Genomic DNA, 18,647 nt, shown 5'->3' with positions numbered 1-18,647 from the left:
CGCTCAAACGGCGATTATTTGCTAATTAGCGGCTTCTGAGTCCGAAAGCTTCTGCGGGGGGCGATGACTCGGCACGATCGGACTCAGTTGACCCTATTCGTAGCTTTTGAGCACATTTGGCTCGCTATCGGACCCCATAGTCGCTATTAGCACCAAAAACACACTAGTTGTACCTCATTCTATGTAATAGCTGCACTGGAGTCCGAAATCACGCTCAAACGGCGATTATTTGCTATATAGCGGCTTCTGAGTCTGGAAAATTCTGAGGTGGGCGGTGACTCCGCACGATCGGACTCAGTTGACCTTATACGTAGCTTTTGAGCACATTTGATTCGCTATCGGACCCCATAGTCGCTATTGGCACGAAAAACACACTGTTTGTACCCCATTCTATGTAATAGCTGCACTGGAGTCCGAAATCACGCTCAAACGGCAATTATTTGCTAATTAGCGGCTTCTGAGTCCGAAAGCTTCTGCAGAGGGCGATGACTCGGCACGATCGGACTCAGTTGACCCTATTCGTAGCTTTTGAGCACATTTGGCTCGCTATCGGACCCCATAGTCGCTATTAGCACCAAAAACACACTAGTTGTAACTCATTCTATGTAATAGCTGCATTGGAGTCCGAAACCACGCTCAAACGGCGATTATTTGCTAATTAGCGGCTTCTGAGTCCGAAATCTTCTGCGGAGGGCGGTGACTTACCACGATCGGACTCAGTTGACCTTATACGTAGCTTTTGAGCATATTTGGCTTGCTACCATCACCGAAGCCATTGGATTGCATCTACCCAAGCAGCTATTCAGCACCTAACAAAAAAAGCAGCGATCCTCCCGTAACAGGAGGATCGCTGCTTCTCAAGCTTTATAAGGTTGTCTTTTTCGTCGATAAATCACTCAGGAACAACGTCCCTTTTTAAACCGTTACAGCCTCTTTGCTTGGTACTGTTGTCGGCAGCGCTTGAAGACCTACTGTATTCAGGAAGTTCCAAGGTTTGTTGTAATGCGGTTGGAAGAAGAAATCGATAAAGGCAAGTTGGTCGATTGTCATTTGATTTTGAATACATACAGACACTGTGTTGATCGATTGCGTCAGATCCATCTTGGACATAATTTGAGCCCCGAGAATACGGCGTGTGGCGCGATCAAACACTACTTTTAACTGAACCTGCTCAAAGGTGGGCATAAATTCTGGACGGTAGTTATCAATAATCATGGCGGTTTCTACGTCCATTCCTTCAGCCTTAGCTCCTTCTTCAGTAAGCCCTGTTGCAGCGATATTGTCTTCATAAATCTTAATGCCCGAAGTTCCTTGTGTACCCATATAAGGAATGGTCTCTGTTACCAAGTTGCGCGCAACTAAGGTTCCCATCCGTACGGCATTGGTTGCCAGTGGGATATAGGCGTGTTTGCCTGTAGGGTTGTAATGAATCGCACAGCTGTCGCCAGCGGCATATACATCCGGGCAGCTAGTCTGCATATAGTTATTGACTACAATGGCACCATTAGGCAGCATATCGACTTGACCTTTTAAGAGTTCAGTATTAGGACGGAAACCAATGCAGAGAATGACCAGATCTGTCTCATGCTCACCTTTGCTTGTAATAACCTTTGTTACCTTACCGTCTTTGCCTGCAAAAGAGCTAACCTTCTCATTCAGTGCCAATTTAATCCCATGATCCTGAAAAGATTGTTCGATCGGTGCAGTAAATTCCTGGTCCAGATATTTACTCAGAATGCGATCTTCACCATCAATTAGTGTAACTTGCTTGCCATTCATTTGAAAAGCTTCCACCAGTTCTACGCCGATATATCCAGCGCCGACGACGGTGATTTTATTTGCTTGTTTAGCTTTTTCTATAATAGTGTTGGAATGATCATAGTTCTTGGAAAGTAAAATCCCCTCGAGTTCAAATCCTTCAAGCTTCGGCACAATCGGCCATGAACCTGTAGTCATAATCAGCTTATCGTAGGTATCAGCGAACTCGTGGCCTGTCTCCAGATTGCGTACACGCAATGTTTTGGACTTCGTATCCACTGCAGTTACTTCATGACGCATATTGGTCTTTACGCCAAGCTCTGCAAGCTTTTCTGGTGAAGAATAGAATAGCCCCTCTGGGTCTTTAACCACTCCACCTACATACAAGGCAATCCCACAGGATAAGAAGGAAATATTATCATTACGCTCATATACAGTAATCTCGGCATCCGGGTAAAGTTGAGCAGTATTCACAATTGCGGCGGTTCCGGCATGGGTACATCCAATGACAGCTACTTTCATTATTTCTTCCTCCTTCAAATGGACAATCGGGTTATATATTTGACTTGCATGACCGATCAATGATGGAATCTGATCAACAATGGGTTAGTTGTGATTTATTTCACTTTATAAACTGATTATATTGTGATATTTATCACATTGCAAGTCTTTTTTACCTATATCCTCATATTGTTCACAATTTTAAGTTTTTTTCCGCCACTGCTGCCGAATGCGACTCCGTTAGCTTTGCCACGTGGGAGGTACATTATGATCCGCATTTGCAGGAATCCAAAGGAAGCATAAAAAAAGGCCTCCCCTCTAATACCAACAAGGAGAAGCCTTTTATTAAAACACTTTTACACCAAACCGTGAATCTCTCCGTCCTCATCCATCCATAGTCCCTCAGCGGCTGGCTTAGCTGGCAGACCTGGCATCGTAACGATATTGCCTGTAATAACTACCGCAAAACCTGCACCAAGCGAAAGGGTAATATCTCGGACACCAATCGTAAAGCCTTCCGGTGCTCCGAGGAGTCTAGGCTGGTCGGAGAAGGAATAAGGCGTCTTCGCCAAACATACTTGAAGATCATTTAGCCCAAGCCGCTCGATAACCGCCAGACTCCGCTTAGCCGCCGGGGAAAAATTCACTTCTGCCCCGCGGTAGATCTCATGGACAATTTTGTTGATTTTGGATGAAATGTCGAGATCCTTCTCATACAGAGGAGCAAACTGGCTCGGACCACTATTGTCCAAGAGCTTGTTCAGTTCAGAAGCCAGCTCCTGTCCACCTGCACTACCTTCCGCCCATACTTTTGAGATCGCAGCTGGCACGTTTAAATTGCGGCAGGCCTCCAATACATCATTAATCTCGCCCTCACTGTCCCCTTCAAAATGATTTATGGCAACTAAAACAGGGACTCCAAATTTACCAAGATTCTCTACATGACGTTCTAAGTTCACCAATCCCGCGCGCAGCGCCGTCCGATTCTCGGTTAGAAGCTCGCCTTTAGGCACACCACCGTTATATTTTAAGGACTTAACAGTTACGACAAGAACAGCAGCAGAAGGGGTTAACCCGGCCTGTTGGCATTTGATATCCATGAATTTCTCTGCACCAAGATCCGCTCCGAAGCCTGCTTCGGTGACCACAACATCTCCCAGCTTAAGGGCATAACGAGTGCCAATAACACTGCTGCAGCCATGAGCGATATTCGCAAACGGCCCCCCGTGCACAATAACAGGCGTACCTTCCAGAGTCTGTACCAAGTTTGGCTTAACTGCTTCCTTAAGCAGCGCTGTCATCGCTTCAACGGCCCCGATTTGCTCGGCTGTTACCGGTTGTCCCTCTTGGTCATATCCAATCAGAATACGGTTTAAACGCTTCTTGAGATCAATAAGGTTATCGCATAAGCATAACACAGCCATAATCTCAGAAGCCGTTGTAATCTGAAAGCCACTTTCCCGTACCGCTCCATTTCCGTCCCCGAGCCCAGTCACAATACTGCGCAGGCTGCGGTCGTTCATATCCATGACACGTTTCCAAACGATACGCTGCGGATCCAGTCCCAGCTCATTGCCTTGGAAGATATGATTGTCAATCATTGCGGACAATAAATTATGCGCAGAAGTTACCGCATGAATGTCACCGGTAAAGTGCAAATTAATCTCATCAGCCGGAACAATCTGCGACTTCCCGCCGCCTGTTGCGCCGCCCTTCATCCCTAAGCAAGGCCCAAGCGAGGGCTCACGTAAAGCAGCCACGGTCTTCACTCCTGCTGCATTCATTGCCTGCGCCAACCCGATGGTTGTTAAGGTCTTACCCTCGCCAGCAGGGGTCGGATTCACCGCAGTGACCAGAACCAGCTTGCCATCTGGCTTGTTTTTCATATCCTCCCATAAGGAAGGTGAGAGTTTGCTTTTATATTTGCCGTATAGTTCCAGATGCTGCTCGTCGATTCCTGCTTGTGCTGCTACCTCTGTAATTAACTTCATGCTTGTATAAAACCCTCCTGCCGTTATTATCCTGCTGTACTCCGCTTTTTTATGCATGTTCGCTCAGTTGCTATATTCTCTTCAAAGGATACATCGTCTTTTTAAAGCGTCAAGTATAATTTATCACAATAAAAATTCAAGGCAATCTCCATTAATCCTTTAAAAAAAGAAAATCCCCGCGAGCATCGGTCGAAACCGAGTCGAAGGGATACTTGGAAGATCACTCTGCAACTGACCCCATAATGGATCTACAGTAGTGACTCAATATGTTGTTTCATCGTTTCCGGCGATTCTTTGGGCTCCACACGAGCCACTACATTGCCGCTGCGATCAATAAGAAATTTGGTGAAATTCCAGCTAATGTCGCTGCTGTCTCCAGCACCAGGCTGCTGCTCCTTCAAATAATTGAAAAGCGGGCTGGCATCCGGTCCATTAACATCAACTTTGGCGAATACCGGAAAGGTAACTCCATAATTAATCTGACAGAATTCCTCAGCCTCTTCACTCGTACCTGGCTCCTGGCCCGCAAACTGGTTGCAGGGGAATCCTAATACTACAAGTCCTTGATCGCTATACTGTTCGTATAGTTTCTGAAGATCTCCATACTGTGGCGTAAGTCCGCACTTACTAGCCGTATTAGCAATCAGCAGCACCTTACCTTCATACTCCGCAAACGGCACTTCTTTACCCGAAGGTGTAACGCCGGCAAAACTGTAGATCGACATCTTTATTCCCCTTCTCTCCTTTTACTTAGACTACACTACGTATCTTACCCGAACTGTAAGGGAATGCAACTTCTGAACTCTTTTTATAGCCATAGAAAAAGCAGCCCTACAAATTTCATAGGACTGCTCTCTGCGTCTGTGTTATTTCGATACCGGAATTGCGTCATAATATTCTTCCAACGTAATATCCTTCTCATTGATATAGGCAGCAATGTCCTTACCTACATAACGGATATGCCAAGGCTCGTACTTATATCCGGTAATGTCTTGCTTACCTTCAGGATATCTGATGATAAAACCATATTCCCCTACATGCTTGGCCAACCACTCGGCTTCCTTCGTCCCACCAAAACAACTCTCGGCGGCACACTTGCCATCACTTCCCGAAACATCAATAGCCAGCCCGGTCTGATGCTCGCTATAGCCAGGGACTGCACTGTAAGTACGGGCTTTTTCTTCCCCATCTCTCTCCACATAACGGTCATACAAAGTCGTCTGGGTTGCCTGTGAGCGGTAGGCAGAAACGCCTGCTAAATAAATTCCGTCTTCCTCTGCACCTGCGAACATCTTCTCCAAGGCTTTAGCGGCTTCGCTGCGCATCATACGCTTTTCGATTTTCTCTTTGAAGGTAAACCGGACATCAGGATAGACAAGATCCGTTGGTTTATAATTATCAGGCAAACCATACTGCTTATTTACCATCACTGTAATACTATCAGGCTCTGCAGATATAGGATCTGGAACACTACCTGCATTATCACCGCCTGATTCAGGCGGACTAGAGGGTTCTGATGGATCTGTTGTATCCGATGGATCAGCTACTGCCGGGTCTGTAATCCCCCCTCCATCACTTTCCCCCGTCTCCCCAGGCTCACCTTGAAGATTATCCCCCACATTTATATTTGAACCGTTACTCTCCGAAGCAGAAGGAGACGTGTACTTTCCTATTCCCCAACCGACAGCAATAACGACAATTAACAAGATTATAATTTTAAATTTTTTTGACATCTGTAAGTTCTTCCTCCTCGAAGCCGAACATTCTATTTATCTATTAGACAGGCTTTCCTTCATAAATGTTTCACTAAGAACCTATTTTTAATATAAAAATCAATATGTTCCACGCTATAAAATAAAGGTTACCATAGGTCATTAGCTTCAGCGCTAACTACCCTATGGTAACAAGTTTCATCTATAAAACTCTACTAACTTTATCTGGAAGTGCCGCGACCGCCGCTTTTAAAGCCACCGGATCCATTGCTACGGCCACCGCGTGAAGATCCGCCGCCGCTGTTGCGGCCGCCTTTGCCAGCAGCGCCACCCTTGGCACCGGCGTATCCGCCTTTGCTGCCTTTACCACCTTTGCCGCCTCTAGACGGGCCTGCACCGTAGCCGCTGCCTAAGCCGCCACGTGGAGTGCCTCCAGTGTAGGCACCGCCGTCCGCACCTCTAGCTACGTTCTCACTGTAGCCAGTGCTTGGTCCGCCCTTCCGGTTCGCACCGCGCGAACCGGCGCTAGGCATTGCCGCGTTACCGCTGGCAGACGCTTCGCCTCGGGAGGCGAAGGCGCCATAGCCGCCGCCTACTCGCACTACGCCGGCAGCCTTGCCGCCGCCCTTAGGAGCAGCAGCGTCATAGCCGCTGCCGCCACGCTTGCCCGCCGCCGCATCGGAACGACCGCGGCGACCTTCTGCAGGCGCGCCCCAGCCGCCTGCTTCTTTACCGCGGCCACGGCCGCCTTGCCGCGCTCCGCCTTCGCCGCGCGGAGCTCCGCCGCGGCCAGAGCCGCCGGTCTTCGGCCCGCGGCCCGTGCGCGCTGCTTCAGCGCCGCCGCTTTGGCGACCGCCGTGGCGTCCGCCGCCTTGCACAGGGATGAATTCGCCAACGCCGAATTCATCCTTCTCGTAACGGCGGCGATCCAGCCGCTGCGAGATGCCATGCTCGATCAAATCCAGACCCTCTTGATCACGTGGAGATACGAAAGTAATTGCAAGCCCTTTGCCTCCAGCACGGCCAGTCCGGCCGATCCGGTGAATATAGCTATCCACATCAAGCGGCATATCATAGTTAAAGATGTGAGTAATACCTTCAACATCCAGACCCCGAGCTGCTACGTCTGTCGCTACAAGCAGCTGCAGCTTCGCATCACGGAATCTTTTCATCACGCCTTCACGTTTACCTTGGGACAAATCACCGTGCAGCTCGTCACATTCATAACCGGCTGCTTGCAGCGCTTCGTTCAAATTGGATACCCGTCGTTTCGTCCGGCAGAAAATAATAGCCAAGTAAGGACGATCCCGTTCAATGAGGGATTTGAGCGCTTCTTCTTTATTACGGTCCGAGCATTCCACTACTTGCTGTTTGATATTATCCAGCGGAATCGGCGAACCACTCTTAATGATGATATCCAGTGGCTCTTTCATGTAATTAGCAGCGAGACGTTTAATCGGATCAGGCATTGTCGCGGAGAACAACATAGTCTGACGACGATAAGGCACAGCCGTAATGATGGTCTCAACATCCTCCAAGAAGCCCATGTGCAGCATTTGATCGGCTTCATCCAGAACGAGCATTTTTACGCCGCTAAGATCCAGCGTCTCCCGGCGCATATGATCCAAAAGTCTGCCCGGTGTACCGATGATAAGATGTCTGCCGCCTTCCAGCTTGCGCAGTTGCTTCTCTACATCTTGACCACCGTAAACCGCCAATATTTTGATATCCGTATGACGCGCCAGCTTGCGTGCCTCTTCTGTAATTTGCAAAGCCAGCTCACGTGTTGGAGCCATAATCAGCGCCTGAGGGTAAGCCCGCTCCGTATGGATCTTGTCCATAATTGGCAGCAAAAAGGCCAAGGTCTTCCCTGTACCTGTCTTCGCTCTAGCTATTACGTCCAAGCCCTGCACCAATGGCGGAATTGCTTCCTGTTGCACTGGCGTAGGCTTAACAATGCCTTGACTTTGAAGCAATGTACACAGTAATTCTGAAACTCCTAAATCTTTAAATCCCGGCAAATTCTCCACCTCACTATTTTCTCGGTTTAATTTGATTACATCTCTTTCTTAACTTCCGTCTTCAAAAGCCCTGTATGAGGCAGCCTGCATAGGCTGTCCTGTTCTGGGGCATATGCTTCAGATTCAGCTATATTCAAACAAAAGCGGAAGAACACCGTCACCGGCATCCTTCCGTCCCATGTATCCCTTGACCCGTTAAAAGAGTGCGGTCAAAGTTCGGTTTCTGGGCAGCAGCGATCCACCGGACGTTAAGACGGCACTCCATTTGCGTTCCATTCCACTTTATACAATAGAAGTAAAGTTAAGCTTAGAAAGTTATCTTTTATATTGTACTTGATAGAAAGGCATTTGTGTGAAACTGCTGAAGAATAATTATTCAAATCCCTTAAGCTAGAACCTTCCCGATTTAAAAATCGCATAGATCAGCCACAAGAACATCAGAAGAGCCACTACGCTGCCAACCTCCACTGTAGGGAAATTCCATAACACTGAAGGCTGTCCACGCATCGCAGTACCAATAATGAGTCCTGTCATGATGATGCTAAACGCGAGCATCACAATACTGAATGCTAAACGGTTACCTACCCGGTCCAGCTTACGCTCCAGATTCTGCATCTCAGGTGCCACAATCTCCACCTTTATCTTTCCCTTACTGATCAGCGCGGATAACTGCTTAGCCTGCCCAGGAAGCTCCAGCAGACTCTCTGTTAAGTCGGCTACGCCTCCCAGGAACTTACGCTGCAATCGACTGCCGCTAAAGCGCTGCTTCACAAGTTCCCGCCCAAAGGGTTCCGCCATCTCCAAAATACTGATGGTTGGATCTAAGTTGCTGATGACTCCCTCCAGCGTGAGCATTGTCTTCCCTAACATCGTCAAATCCGGCGGCAGCACTAGACGGTGTTTTCGCGCTATGCCGAACAGATCATTCAGGGCTTTGCCTATACTCATTTTGCTAAATGGAACATCATAATATTCATCCCGCAGCCGATCCATATCATCATGCAGCGCACTTCGATCAGCATCCTCAGGAATGACTCCAAGACGCAAAATTGCCCGGACCATTGCATCCGTATTTTTGCGCATCAGAGCGATAATAAGTGCAGACAGCTGCTCCTTCATCTCCTCATTCAGCCGACCCATCATGCCAAAATCAATCAAAGCCAGCTTGCCATCACCCATCCGTATAACATTGCCCGGATGAGGATCAGCATGGAAAAAACCATGAATGAAGATTTGTCTAAGCATCATCTCCACAAGTTGCTGAGCAATGGCTTTAAGCTTAACGCCTTTACTCAGCAACTCATCGCGACGACTCAGCGTTGTCCCTACCACATATTCCATCGTCAGCACTCGTGTTGACGTATAGTCCCAATAGATATCCGGGATGTACACTCCCTCATAATCCATCTGCTGATCGATTTTCTCTGCATTACGCCCCTCTTGGCTGTAATCCAGCTCGCCAAGCAGCGATTTCGAGAACTCCTCTACCATACGGCACAGCTGATATTGCCTCGCCCAAGCGAGCCGCTTTTCAGCAAGCGTGCTTAAATCTTTGAGAATTTCCAAATCCCTGCTCATCGTTCGCAGAATACCCGGACGTTGAACTTTAACAGCTACGACTTGTCCACTGTGAAGCACAGCCCTATGCACCTGACCGATGGATGCCGCAGCAAGTGGCGTATCCTCAAAAGAATTAAAGATTTCATCCATATGCTGATCCAGTTCCTGCTCAATGATCGCGCGCACGCGGTCGACAGGAAAAGGAGGCACATTATCTTGTAGTTTTACCAATTCCTGAATAATAGAATCAGGCAGCAGATCTGAACGGGTACTGGCGAGTTGTCCCAGCTTAATAAAGGTTGGACCCAAATCCTCCAGCACCAGCCGAATCCGCTCCCCAAGCGTAAGGCTTGTGTGTGCTTCCTGCGTTACAAGACGACGTGGAAGGGATAGTAAGTGATAGAGCCCCAGCTCTTCCACCATATAGCCAAAACCATGGCGCATAAGCGCCATGGCGATTGCCCGGTAACGTCCGGCATGTCTAATGCGTACTGCCATTTAGTCCGAACGCGTTTCCGCCGATGTTCCCTCTAGATGAGAAATCCCCTCTAGCTCGGCCAACCGGCGCTCCAATACTGCAATTCGCCCTTCCAGCTCGGCAATATCGTTTTGTACAGGCACATTCATTTCCTTCAGCACGCGTTGTACTTGCTCTTGTACAGCAGATTTGAACATGCCTCGTTCTTCCTCACCACGTTCAATTAGCCGATCGACGAGAGCCCTAGATTCCGAAGGAGCAAGCTCCCCGCGTTTCACTAGTTCTTCAACAACCTTCTCTACTTTTTCCTTACTGACAATGGTGAGGCCCACTCCTAAAGAGATCGCTTTTTTAAACAAATCACTCATGGCACTTTCCTCCCAAAGATTCCGTTTCATTACATAACGGAGTTTATGATTAAAGTATACCCCACTGTGTACGTATTTCAAAAAAAACACAACATTGCTTAGTTAGTGACCGGAATACGGGCAGCCCAAGTAGCCGCCTGTAGAATTAGTTTACGTAGTGCCGGATGACGGAAGGAAGGTTCATGATGACCAGGCATAAGGAATACTACTCGTCCTAAACCATAGCTATGGCACCATGCAGCTGGAATCCATTGCCCCTCAGATTCATATTGAAGCAGAATAGTCCGTTCTGTGAACGGGTCAAATTCAAAATGATAGGGCTCCTCATCCAATTGGAAATCTTCCACACCTTCGGTGATGTCATGCTCTAGCACTTTGAAGTTCAGGGGTTCGTAAGCTGTGTGTCCGTTAAATCGACCCCCGATTAGCTGTGCAAGCTCGTTACGTTTCGTCAGCGAAGCTCCCGTATGAAGAACAATGAGTCCGCCTCCTCCACTTACATAGCTGAGCAAACCAGCCGTTTGTTGAGGGGAGACTGTTTCGTTCCACAATTCATTGTAAGCAATACATAGGTCATAACTTGCTAAATGCTCAATGCGCATTAATTTTTTATTTTCTGAACATTGCACGGTTAATAAATCATTTAAGATCTCACTAATTTGTTGGTCCACTCCTTGAAGTGGATGAAACCGGGGATGGGTGTAATCACCAAGTAATAGACATTTTCTCTTGTCCATGGGATCCTCCTCCTTATTCGTTGTTATTATTCGTCACATGTTGCCTATATTCTAAGGAAAACTGCCGCGAATGTCCATGCAGATGGCAGGTATATTGCTCTTTGGGCTTATTTTTCCGGGTAAAAAAGCATCCCCGGCCATGATAACAGGCGGGAATGCTTCTGTGTGATAACGTCATTCGTGTAAAGCTGACGCAACTTGTGACTTAGCGATTCGCCGCCACATATTTGCCTAGCTCTACAATCATGCTTCCCATCCGTTCATGCTCAGGCATAATGATACGCTGTACGCCCTCTTCTTTAAGCGCCTCAGAGGTAATCCGCCCTACAGAAACAGCAAGCACTTTATCCTCAAAAGACTTCAGCATTTCTTCCAGCTTTCCCTGTTCCCGGGCAAATTGACAGAGGAAACGAAACTGTGGTGCACTCGTAAAAGCCACGGCATCAATTTTGCCTGATATGATTTCTAGAAGCAATCTTTCCAGTTCGCCCGGCTCAGGTGGGGTATGGCGATACGGCAGCACTTGGCGGGTAGTAGCCCCAGCCTCCTGCAGCCATGCAAGCATATGAGGAGCTGGATCGCCGTGCAGCTGAAGAACGACTTCTTTCCCCTGCAAATTCAGGGATTGAAGCCCACGAATCAATCCGATTGTACTTCCGTCGTCGTCACGAACCTCCGGCGTAAGTCCTCTTTTTTTCAAAGCATTCACTGTCTTATAACCCCGTGCGGCAATAATAGAACCAGAAAGTACTTCTAAGAAACGTTCTTCGATCCCCATTCGCTCAGCCATATCGAAGAGAGCATCAAGTCCCATCCCTGTAGTCAGGATCGCCAAGTAAGGAGGCTGATTGATCCATGCATTCAAACCTTCCTGCAATGCCTCATCATCTAGAAATACAGTCCCTTGAGCAGGTCGGCATACTGCCGTTCCCCCCATATTCTGAACCAGCTTGGCCATTTCTTCCGATTTGCGTGGACCCGCCAAGGCGACAGTGAACCCTTTTAATTGCTCTGCCATTTCCTATTATCTCTCCTCTCTCCATTGCCTAACCCAACATTATTGTTTATCAGTATACTTGCAAAGGAGTTCAAAAGGGAAGATAAAAAGCACGGTTCTCCTATCAGAAATCAATCTAATTACCAGAAGCGTTTATCTTAAAGCGGCTCGCCAGCTTCTGCAGTTCTTCTGCAAGACGGCTAAGGTCGGTAGACGAGGATGCCATCTCCTCTACAGAAGCAAGCTGCTCTTGTGCGGCAGTTGCGATAGTTTCCGTATTCACAGCCGCCTCTTCCGATATGCCGCGAATTTCCCCAATAGCCTTCTCCATATCATTAGATTCCACCAATAAAGTCTGCACAACCCCACCCATGGCTTCAATCTTCTCCGCGGCACTCTTTACTGCTCTTCGGATACGAGAGAAAGAACGTCCGGAAGTATCCACAGCCTCAATACCTTCGGATACGCGCTGTCTGGTGTCTTCCATCGTATGAGTTACCAGCAGCATTTCACTATTAATAGCGGTAATCTGTTCGGCAATCAAATGTGCGGATCTCTCTGATTCCTCTGCCAGCTTACGCACCTCGGCAGCAACCACCGCAAATCCACGCCCTTGTTCCCCGGCTCTGGCTGCCTCAATGGAAGCATTGAGGGCCAGCAGGTTGGTCTGGCGGGCAATCCCGGTGATGACACCAACAATGCCCTCAATTTGACTGGTTCTTTCATTCAGCTTGTCAATTACACTGCCCAGCTCTCCGACCGTTTCATGGATACCATTGATTTTGTCCACCACGCTGATAACCGAATCATTACCTTCTGATGCTGAGAGTGAAGTCTTGTCCATCATTGTGGATACTTGCTCCATATATGTGGAAATCTGCTCGACCTCACTAGCTGTAGCGGCAGTGCTCTCCATTCCTTTTCGTACACTAACCACCTGTCGCTCCGTCCCTGCCGCTACGTCCTGAATCGCTATGGTCACCTGCTCAATCGTTTGGGCAGTCTGATCCGCACTAGCCGTCAGTTCTTCCGCTGAGGAGGATACATTGCTTGTCATCTCCTGCACGCCAATGATCATCTCGCGCAAGCTGATCACCATTAATTGAAAATTCTCTGCCAGCAGCCCTATTTCATCTTTACGGAAAACACCCATGTCTTCCGACAGATCACCTTTGGCTATCACCGCAGTTGCTTTCCGCAGCCGGAAAAGCGGTCTCAAAATCGATTGAATATTAAAATAGATCACAACCAGCGCAAGCAGAACGGAAACTACAATAACAAGCAGAGCTGTATCGCGAATTCCACTAGTTGCTGAGTTAACCTCATCAATGCTGATCGTACCTCCGATTCTCCAACCCGTCAGTTCATTGACCATAAAGGTCATCTTTTTGGACGTATCCTTGAAGACATAATCGAAGACCCCTTGTTCTTTCTCGAACATTTTCTTTACAAAATCATCTGACGATTCCTGCCCGATAGCCTCTGTAGGATGAACTAGAAACTTCTTGCTGTTATCAACGATGAGGATATAACCTTCCTTGCCTACCTTAATTGAGGTCAGCTCCCCTAAAGTAGACAGGTTGAGATTCATTGTGATCACCCCATCACCGCCCTTAAGAACCGTTGATATCGCAATCGCGGTTTCTTTATTTACGGTTTGAAAAGCCGGAGAAATCACTGCCCCTTTTCCTTGCTTCAGAGAATTAATATAGGCGCTTTCCTGCCTTGGATCATAACCCTCTGGCAGCTTAGCATCTAAAGCATGAATAGCCTTGCCATTGCTTGTACCCACATAAATGTCCAGTACATCCGGATGCAGCGCCACATATTCCTTCAGTCTGGCTTTTACAGCAGAGGAAGTCCCCCCAGATCCCTCACTGTTGATCCCCTCAGATGAAAACTCCGCGGCAAAATAAGAAATCGCATCTATTTTGGATTGAATATTAGAGTTAATGATTTCATTTACGGCCAACACACTTTCGGTAGCATTGTTCACCAGTTGATCTTCCACTTCCTGGCTGGCAGCTTGATAGGTTCGCCAGCCTATTATAATACTGGGCAGCAGCAGTATTATTAGGTATGTAAGAATTAACTTGGTACGGATAGTCATACCCGCATTTTTTTTCATAGACGTCATCATCTCTCTCTCATCTGAGTCTTAGGCAAGGATACATTTACCAGACTTAATATATAATTTAAAATCTGTTTTAGGAACCGATTTTCCTCCTATCTTTCTTTGTTTTTCTCATTTTTTTTGAGAATTGTCATATAAATGCAACAAAAAAGGCCGCCTCAATGAAAGCGGTCTCTCCGGATATACATATTATTACCGCAGCACAGGCTCCGGCACCTCTATCCTAATTATTCTTTTTGTTCTTACAGTTTGGGCAGACGCCCCCGAATACTACATGAGCATGACCAATGGTATAACCGGTATCCTTGGCCACTGTATTCATCCATTCACGCGGAACTTGATTCATAACCTCATCCACTGCTCCACAAACCTCACAAATGATATGCTGGTGATCATCCATACGTGCGTCATATCTGCTAGCAGCTTCACCAAGCTTAAGCTCACGAATCATTTGTTTATCTGAAAGATAACGCAGAGAGTTATATACCGTACCGTATGCTAAGCTATGTCCCTGCTCTACTAGCCGATTCATTACTTCCGCAGCAGTAGGATGGTCATGTGAATTAAGGACGATATCGTAAACGGCTTGACGTTGGGAGGTCAAATTTAGACTTTTCATTACTATCATCCTCTAACTTATTTTTAGATCAAGTATAAATCTTGTGAATGGGAACGTCAATCCCATTTTTATCCACACCTTACTTTCCCAGCTACTTGATCATCCCTGAATATTTAATATTCACGTCTGCTTTAATCTCAAATTTAAGATCTGAATAGAGCCCCTTCCACACTTTCATTTCCGTATCGTTATTAAAATGCCTTGCTCCATAATGCAGCCCCCAACCAAAGGGATCTAGGCCACTGGCTTGAATTTTGGTCAGCAATGCTAAGATATCCGCTTCCAATTCCTTTTCCCCGGCTTCCTGGATCTTCTTCAACATGTGATGTGTCACCAAATCGGGGCTACTGCTCTCTTCGAGAATACCTTTTATCTTAATACGATAACGAATAGTAGCTTTCCCATGCTCTGGAGTCAGGATTTTGTAGTCTGAAGATGATCTCTCTGTGTAGTATTGATACATAATGCCTTCGGAATGGGCGGGTAAGTTGGTTCGCAGATTCGGGCGTGATAACAGATTATATAGCCGGGTTTCGTTGGGCGTAAGAACCATTTTGATTTTCTCGTTATTCAGCAGAGCAATTTTATCAATTAAAAACTCCTTATCCCCTTTAGCCTCGATAATCGGCAGGATTGGATCAATCCCCTCCTCAAAGATATTTCTCATCAGCTGAAAGGAATACACACTAGAAATAAATGGAGACTCCGTGCCTTGTCCACTCATAGCCAGAATAAGAGAATTCGATGGAATCCGCTCCGATTCGGGTCTTACCTTCAGCACTTGAAGTGCTTCCGGACGCCCTATTGCAAAATTGACAATAAGCTGGATATCTCTACGTCGCACAGCCCAGTCCATAACATGGAGAATATCTTTATGGGCAACCCCTTCCCCCAAAATAATTGATTTACAATGGGAGTAATCAAGCTCCTTTTCCACTCTGGATTTCATTCTACGGAGGGCTTCCGAAATGCTTGGAGACTCCTCCGTCAAGATCTGCATCTTCTCATCAATCTTGGTGACATCCCCCTGAGGGATAGCAAGCTTCAAGCTAATCTTAAAATTCCCTTCTTCTGTACCTTCATCAACGCCGATCGCTAGCACAAAAATCCGCAAATCAATTTCCTTGAAGTCACAACCGGGGAGAAGCAGGAGTAAGGTAATCCCAATTCCAGCAAGTACTCTTCTCATAGCTTCCCCCTCCTAACTTTGCGATAACAATAAAACAGCAGAGCGATGATGAACATCTCACCAAACCAGCGAATTTGCAGAAACCAGGCACCAAACATATTAAGTTGATATTGATCCAGCCCCATTAAGGACAGAACCATCGCACTAAACAAGCCTAGAATGCCCCACTCTTTCCAGTGCTCTGCTTTTGGGGACTGTTTTTTTACAGATGAAAGGGCACCTTTAAAAAGCTCTAAACCTCCATGCCAATGAACAATTACACTCACCAGAGATAAACTTAAATAGGTAAAATAAAAAATAAACAGCATCCGTTCAATAATAAAGGATTCCATCCGAATACTGTCGGCCGTCGAGAACCATGTATACACATGCCTATCAATAGCAACGGTTCCGAAATATCCGATGGGAACTAAGAAAGTCAAGAGCAGTACGAAAAGACCCTCCACCCCTAAAATCCAGGCATGCTTCAGCTTCAGCCCATGAAATACCCGATTAAATATGGCCAGGTTTAAGTAACCGCTAAACGAAAAGGTAGCCGCCGCAAGGCTCATTAGGTCCGGCTTATGCCAGAAGTATGTAGTGACCTGCAAAACAGAATCCCAATTGAAGTCCGGATTGGTCAACGCTTTTACGAGGCCATAAATAATTAACGGTAAGGATACGCTGAGAATGATTTCAAGCCCATACAAGAGTGATAAAGAATCGAAGCGACAGCAGATGCAGACCAAGACTAAAAAACTGATCACAACCGTATAAGGACTCGAATCGGGACTGATAAACCGCAGCGTGATATCTACAAAAGAAAGCAATGTAACTCCCCCGGCCACACACCATAAGCCAGCAAAAAGGACCAATAAGATTCTGGCTAACTTCTTAGGAAGCAAGGAGTCAAATATTTCCGGAAACCCCTTGCCGGGGAATTTAGCAATCAGTACAGTAAATATATAGACAAACAAAGTGCCCAAGATCGTTCCGATTAGGATGGACATCAAAGCACCACCAAAACGTCTGTCTATTAGTTCCCTTGGAACAAAATTAATGATGTTGATCAAGCTGTTCATCAGAAAAAGACAGTAGAAATAACGGCTTTTGGCCATCAATGCTCTCCACCCTTCTTCTTGCCGAGATTATCGAGAAAAAACAATCTGAAATAAGGTCGTCCGAAGCTGCGCTGTTTGCATAAATACATGGCGAATCCCACGACACAGACCACTACCCCAACCAATCCTAAAAAAGCTGCGGCAATAAGAAAAATATACTTCAGCACTCGTATGGACAAGCTCATCATATTCAGCGGAATTAGAAAATTGGATATCGCAACAGCAGAAACCAATATGATCATGATATTCCCTACAAGTCCTGCTGCCGTCGCTGCCTGCCCCAAGATAAGCCCTCCTACCGTCGTTGCCGTTGGACCAATTGCCTTGGGGAGCCGTAAGCTCGCTTCAGTCAGAAACTCCATCATCATGAGCATTAAAAGCACTTCCACAAAAGATGGATAAGGCACAGTCGCACGACTGCCCGCAATAAGCAAGGCAATCTGCACACGAATAATCTCTGGGTTATACGAGGTGAGTGTTACGTAGAGCGCAGGCAGCCACAACGTCATGCACACACCGATAATCCGAAGCAGCTTTAGAAAACGCCCCACGATAGGAAACTGTATTTTATCATCCATGGATGTAAAGAAGTCATTAAAAATAGAAGGCAGCACTATCGCATAACCGGTTGTATCCAGCACTATCGCTACTTTACCTTCAGACAAATTAAACACCACTCTATCCGGTCTTTCGGTGATGATGGACTTAGGGAGTATTCTTAATTTGTCACTGCTTATAAACTTCTCAAGTTCTCCTGCAGCCTGCAAAATATCAACCTTTAGCGTCCCCATCTTCTCCCTTAATTCTTTTAAAACGTTATAGTCAACACGACTGTCATCGTATAAAATAGCTATCTTTGTTTTAGAGACATCGCCGATGACCATGGTCTCCATTTTGAGATTAGTGGATTGATAACGCCGCCGAATCATGTTCAAATTAATCGCTATATCCTCTGTCAGTGCATCTGACGGCCCCTGTGAAATACTTTCGGCAGACGTTTCACTAACACCGCTGCTCTCCGTACTCATAGCATCGAAGAAATAAATCACATCTTTTATACCCAGAAGCACATAACCACTGAGCAAAAGGTCGATCGCCTTCTCTCTCGTAGTCGCCTCTTCAGTGCCCGGATAAGTCATAATGTAATCCTGATAAGCGCTAATACTCTCCATTTCATAAAACGGCGCAATCACGTGGCGGCTGAGTGTCTGCGCATCTGTAACGCTTTTGATATAGAGCAGGTTGATTTGCCCAAAAGGGGCAACGCTCGTTTTATCGATTAAATCCGCGAACCCGTTCAGCTGGTCTTTGATCCATTCCAGAGAAATATTGTCCTTATCCTGTTGAACTGACATGGAACATCATCCCTCCTATTTGTCCTTTACGTCCCGGATCCCCCCTTATTTTGGCACTGTTTCTTTGAATTCATGCACTGCACAATTGAACGGGGAGTTTCTTTTCACAGGACTGTGGTAATAAATG

The 18,647-nt window shown here is 46.7% G+C and carries 14 protein-coding genes; all 14 read right to left on the bottom strand.

Annotated elements, in window-relative coordinates:
• Positions 1-915: 915 nt before the first annotated feature.
• A complete protein-coding gene (locus MHH49_RS11580) occupies positions 916-2,280 on the bottom strand; it encodes an FAD-dependent oxidoreductase (RefSeq protein ID WP_076123965.1) in 1,365 nt (454 codons plus the stop codon).
• Between the two features lie 335 nt (positions 2,281-2,615).
• Positions 2,616-4,250, bottom strand: a complete 1,635-nt coding sequence (locus MHH49_RS11575; RefSeq protein WP_076301455.1) for a formate--tetrahydrofolate ligase — start codon at positions 4,248-4,250, stop codon at positions 2,616-2,618.
• A 248-nt stretch (positions 4,251-4,498) separates the two neighbouring features.
• Entirely contained in the window at positions 4,499-4,975 is a 477-nt protein-coding gene (locus MHH49_RS11570) for a glutathione peroxidase (RefSeq protein ID WP_341138151.1), read from the bottom strand.
• Positions 4,976-5,116: 141 nt separating this feature from the next.
• Complete coding sequence (locus MHH49_RS11565; protein ID WP_341138150.1) at positions 5,117-5,983, bottom strand: M15 family metallopeptidase; 867 nt, start codon at positions 5,981-5,983, stop codon at positions 5,117-5,119.
• A gap of 200 nt (positions 5,984-6,183) precedes the next feature.
• Entirely contained in the window at positions 6,184-7,983 is a 1,800-nt protein-coding gene (locus MHH49_RS11560) for a DEAD/DEAH box helicase (protein WP_341138149.1), read from the bottom strand.
• 390 nt (positions 7,984-8,373) lie between these two features.
• On the bottom strand, positions 8,374-10,041 hold the full coding sequence (locus MHH49_RS11555) for an ABC1 kinase family protein (protein ID WP_076123972.1): 1,668 nt from the start codon (positions 10,039-10,041) through the stop codon (positions 8,374-8,376).
• Positions 10,042-10,389, bottom strand: a complete 348-nt coding sequence (locus tag MHH49_RS11550) for a phasin family protein (RefSeq protein ID WP_036681962.1) — start codon at positions 10,387-10,389, stop codon at positions 10,042-10,044.
• 98 nt (positions 10,390-10,487) lie between these two features.
• The gene (locus tag MHH49_RS11545; protein ID WP_076123974.1) at positions 10,488-11,126 is read right to left on the bottom strand and encodes a ThuA domain-containing protein; all 639 of its coding nucleotides are present in this window, start codon (positions 11,124-11,126) and stop codon (positions 10,488-10,490) included.
• 205 nt (positions 11,127-11,331) lie between these two features.
• Complete coding sequence (locus tag MHH49_RS11540) at positions 11,332-12,144, bottom strand: uroporphyrinogen-III synthase (RefSeq protein WP_339170288.1); 813 nt, start codon at positions 12,142-12,144, stop codon at positions 11,332-11,334.
• A 115-nt stretch (positions 12,145-12,259) separates the two neighbouring features.
• The gene (locus tag MHH49_RS11535) at positions 12,260-14,251 is read right to left on the bottom strand and encodes a methyl-accepting chemotaxis protein (RefSeq protein WP_341138148.1); all 1,992 of its coding nucleotides are present in this window, start codon (positions 14,249-14,251) and stop codon (positions 12,260-12,262) included.
• A gap of 229 nt (positions 14,252-14,480) precedes the next feature.
• Positions 14,481-14,876 carry a Fur family transcriptional regulator gene (locus tag MHH49_RS11530; protein WP_076123979.1) on the bottom strand — a complete coding sequence of 132 codons (396 nt, stop codon included), beginning with the start codon at positions 14,874-14,876 and terminating at the stop codon, positions 14,481-14,483.
• A 91-nt stretch (positions 14,877-14,967) separates the two neighbouring features.
• Positions 14,968-16,065, bottom strand: a complete 1,098-nt coding sequence (locus tag MHH49_RS11525) for a Ger(x)C family spore germination protein (protein ID WP_340394712.1) — start codon at positions 16,063-16,065, stop codon at positions 14,968-14,970.
• A complete protein-coding gene (locus MHH49_RS11520; RefSeq protein ID WP_036681975.1) occupies positions 16,062-17,162 on the bottom strand; it encodes a GerAB/ArcD/ProY family transporter in 1,101 nt (366 codons plus the stop codon). The genes MHH49_RS11525 and MHH49_RS11520 overlap by 4 nt, the downstream gene beginning before the upstream one ends.
• Complete coding sequence (locus tag MHH49_RS11515) at positions 17,162-18,520, bottom strand: spore germination protein (protein WP_036681977.1); 1,359 nt, start codon at positions 18,518-18,520, stop codon at positions 17,162-17,164. The genes MHH49_RS11520 and MHH49_RS11515 overlap by 1 nt, the downstream gene beginning before the upstream one ends.
• Positions 18,521-18,647 lie beyond the last annotated feature (127 nt).

Source organism: Paenibacillus sp. FSL F4-0122, from assembly GCF_038002845.1.
GTDB classification, from domain to species: Bacteria; Bacillota; Bacilli; order Paenibacillales; family Paenibacillaceae; genus Paenibacillus_AQ; species Paenibacillus_AQ odorifer.
Note: the sequence above shows the minus strand (reverse complement) of the source record. Positions and strands in the feature narration are given on the sequence as shown.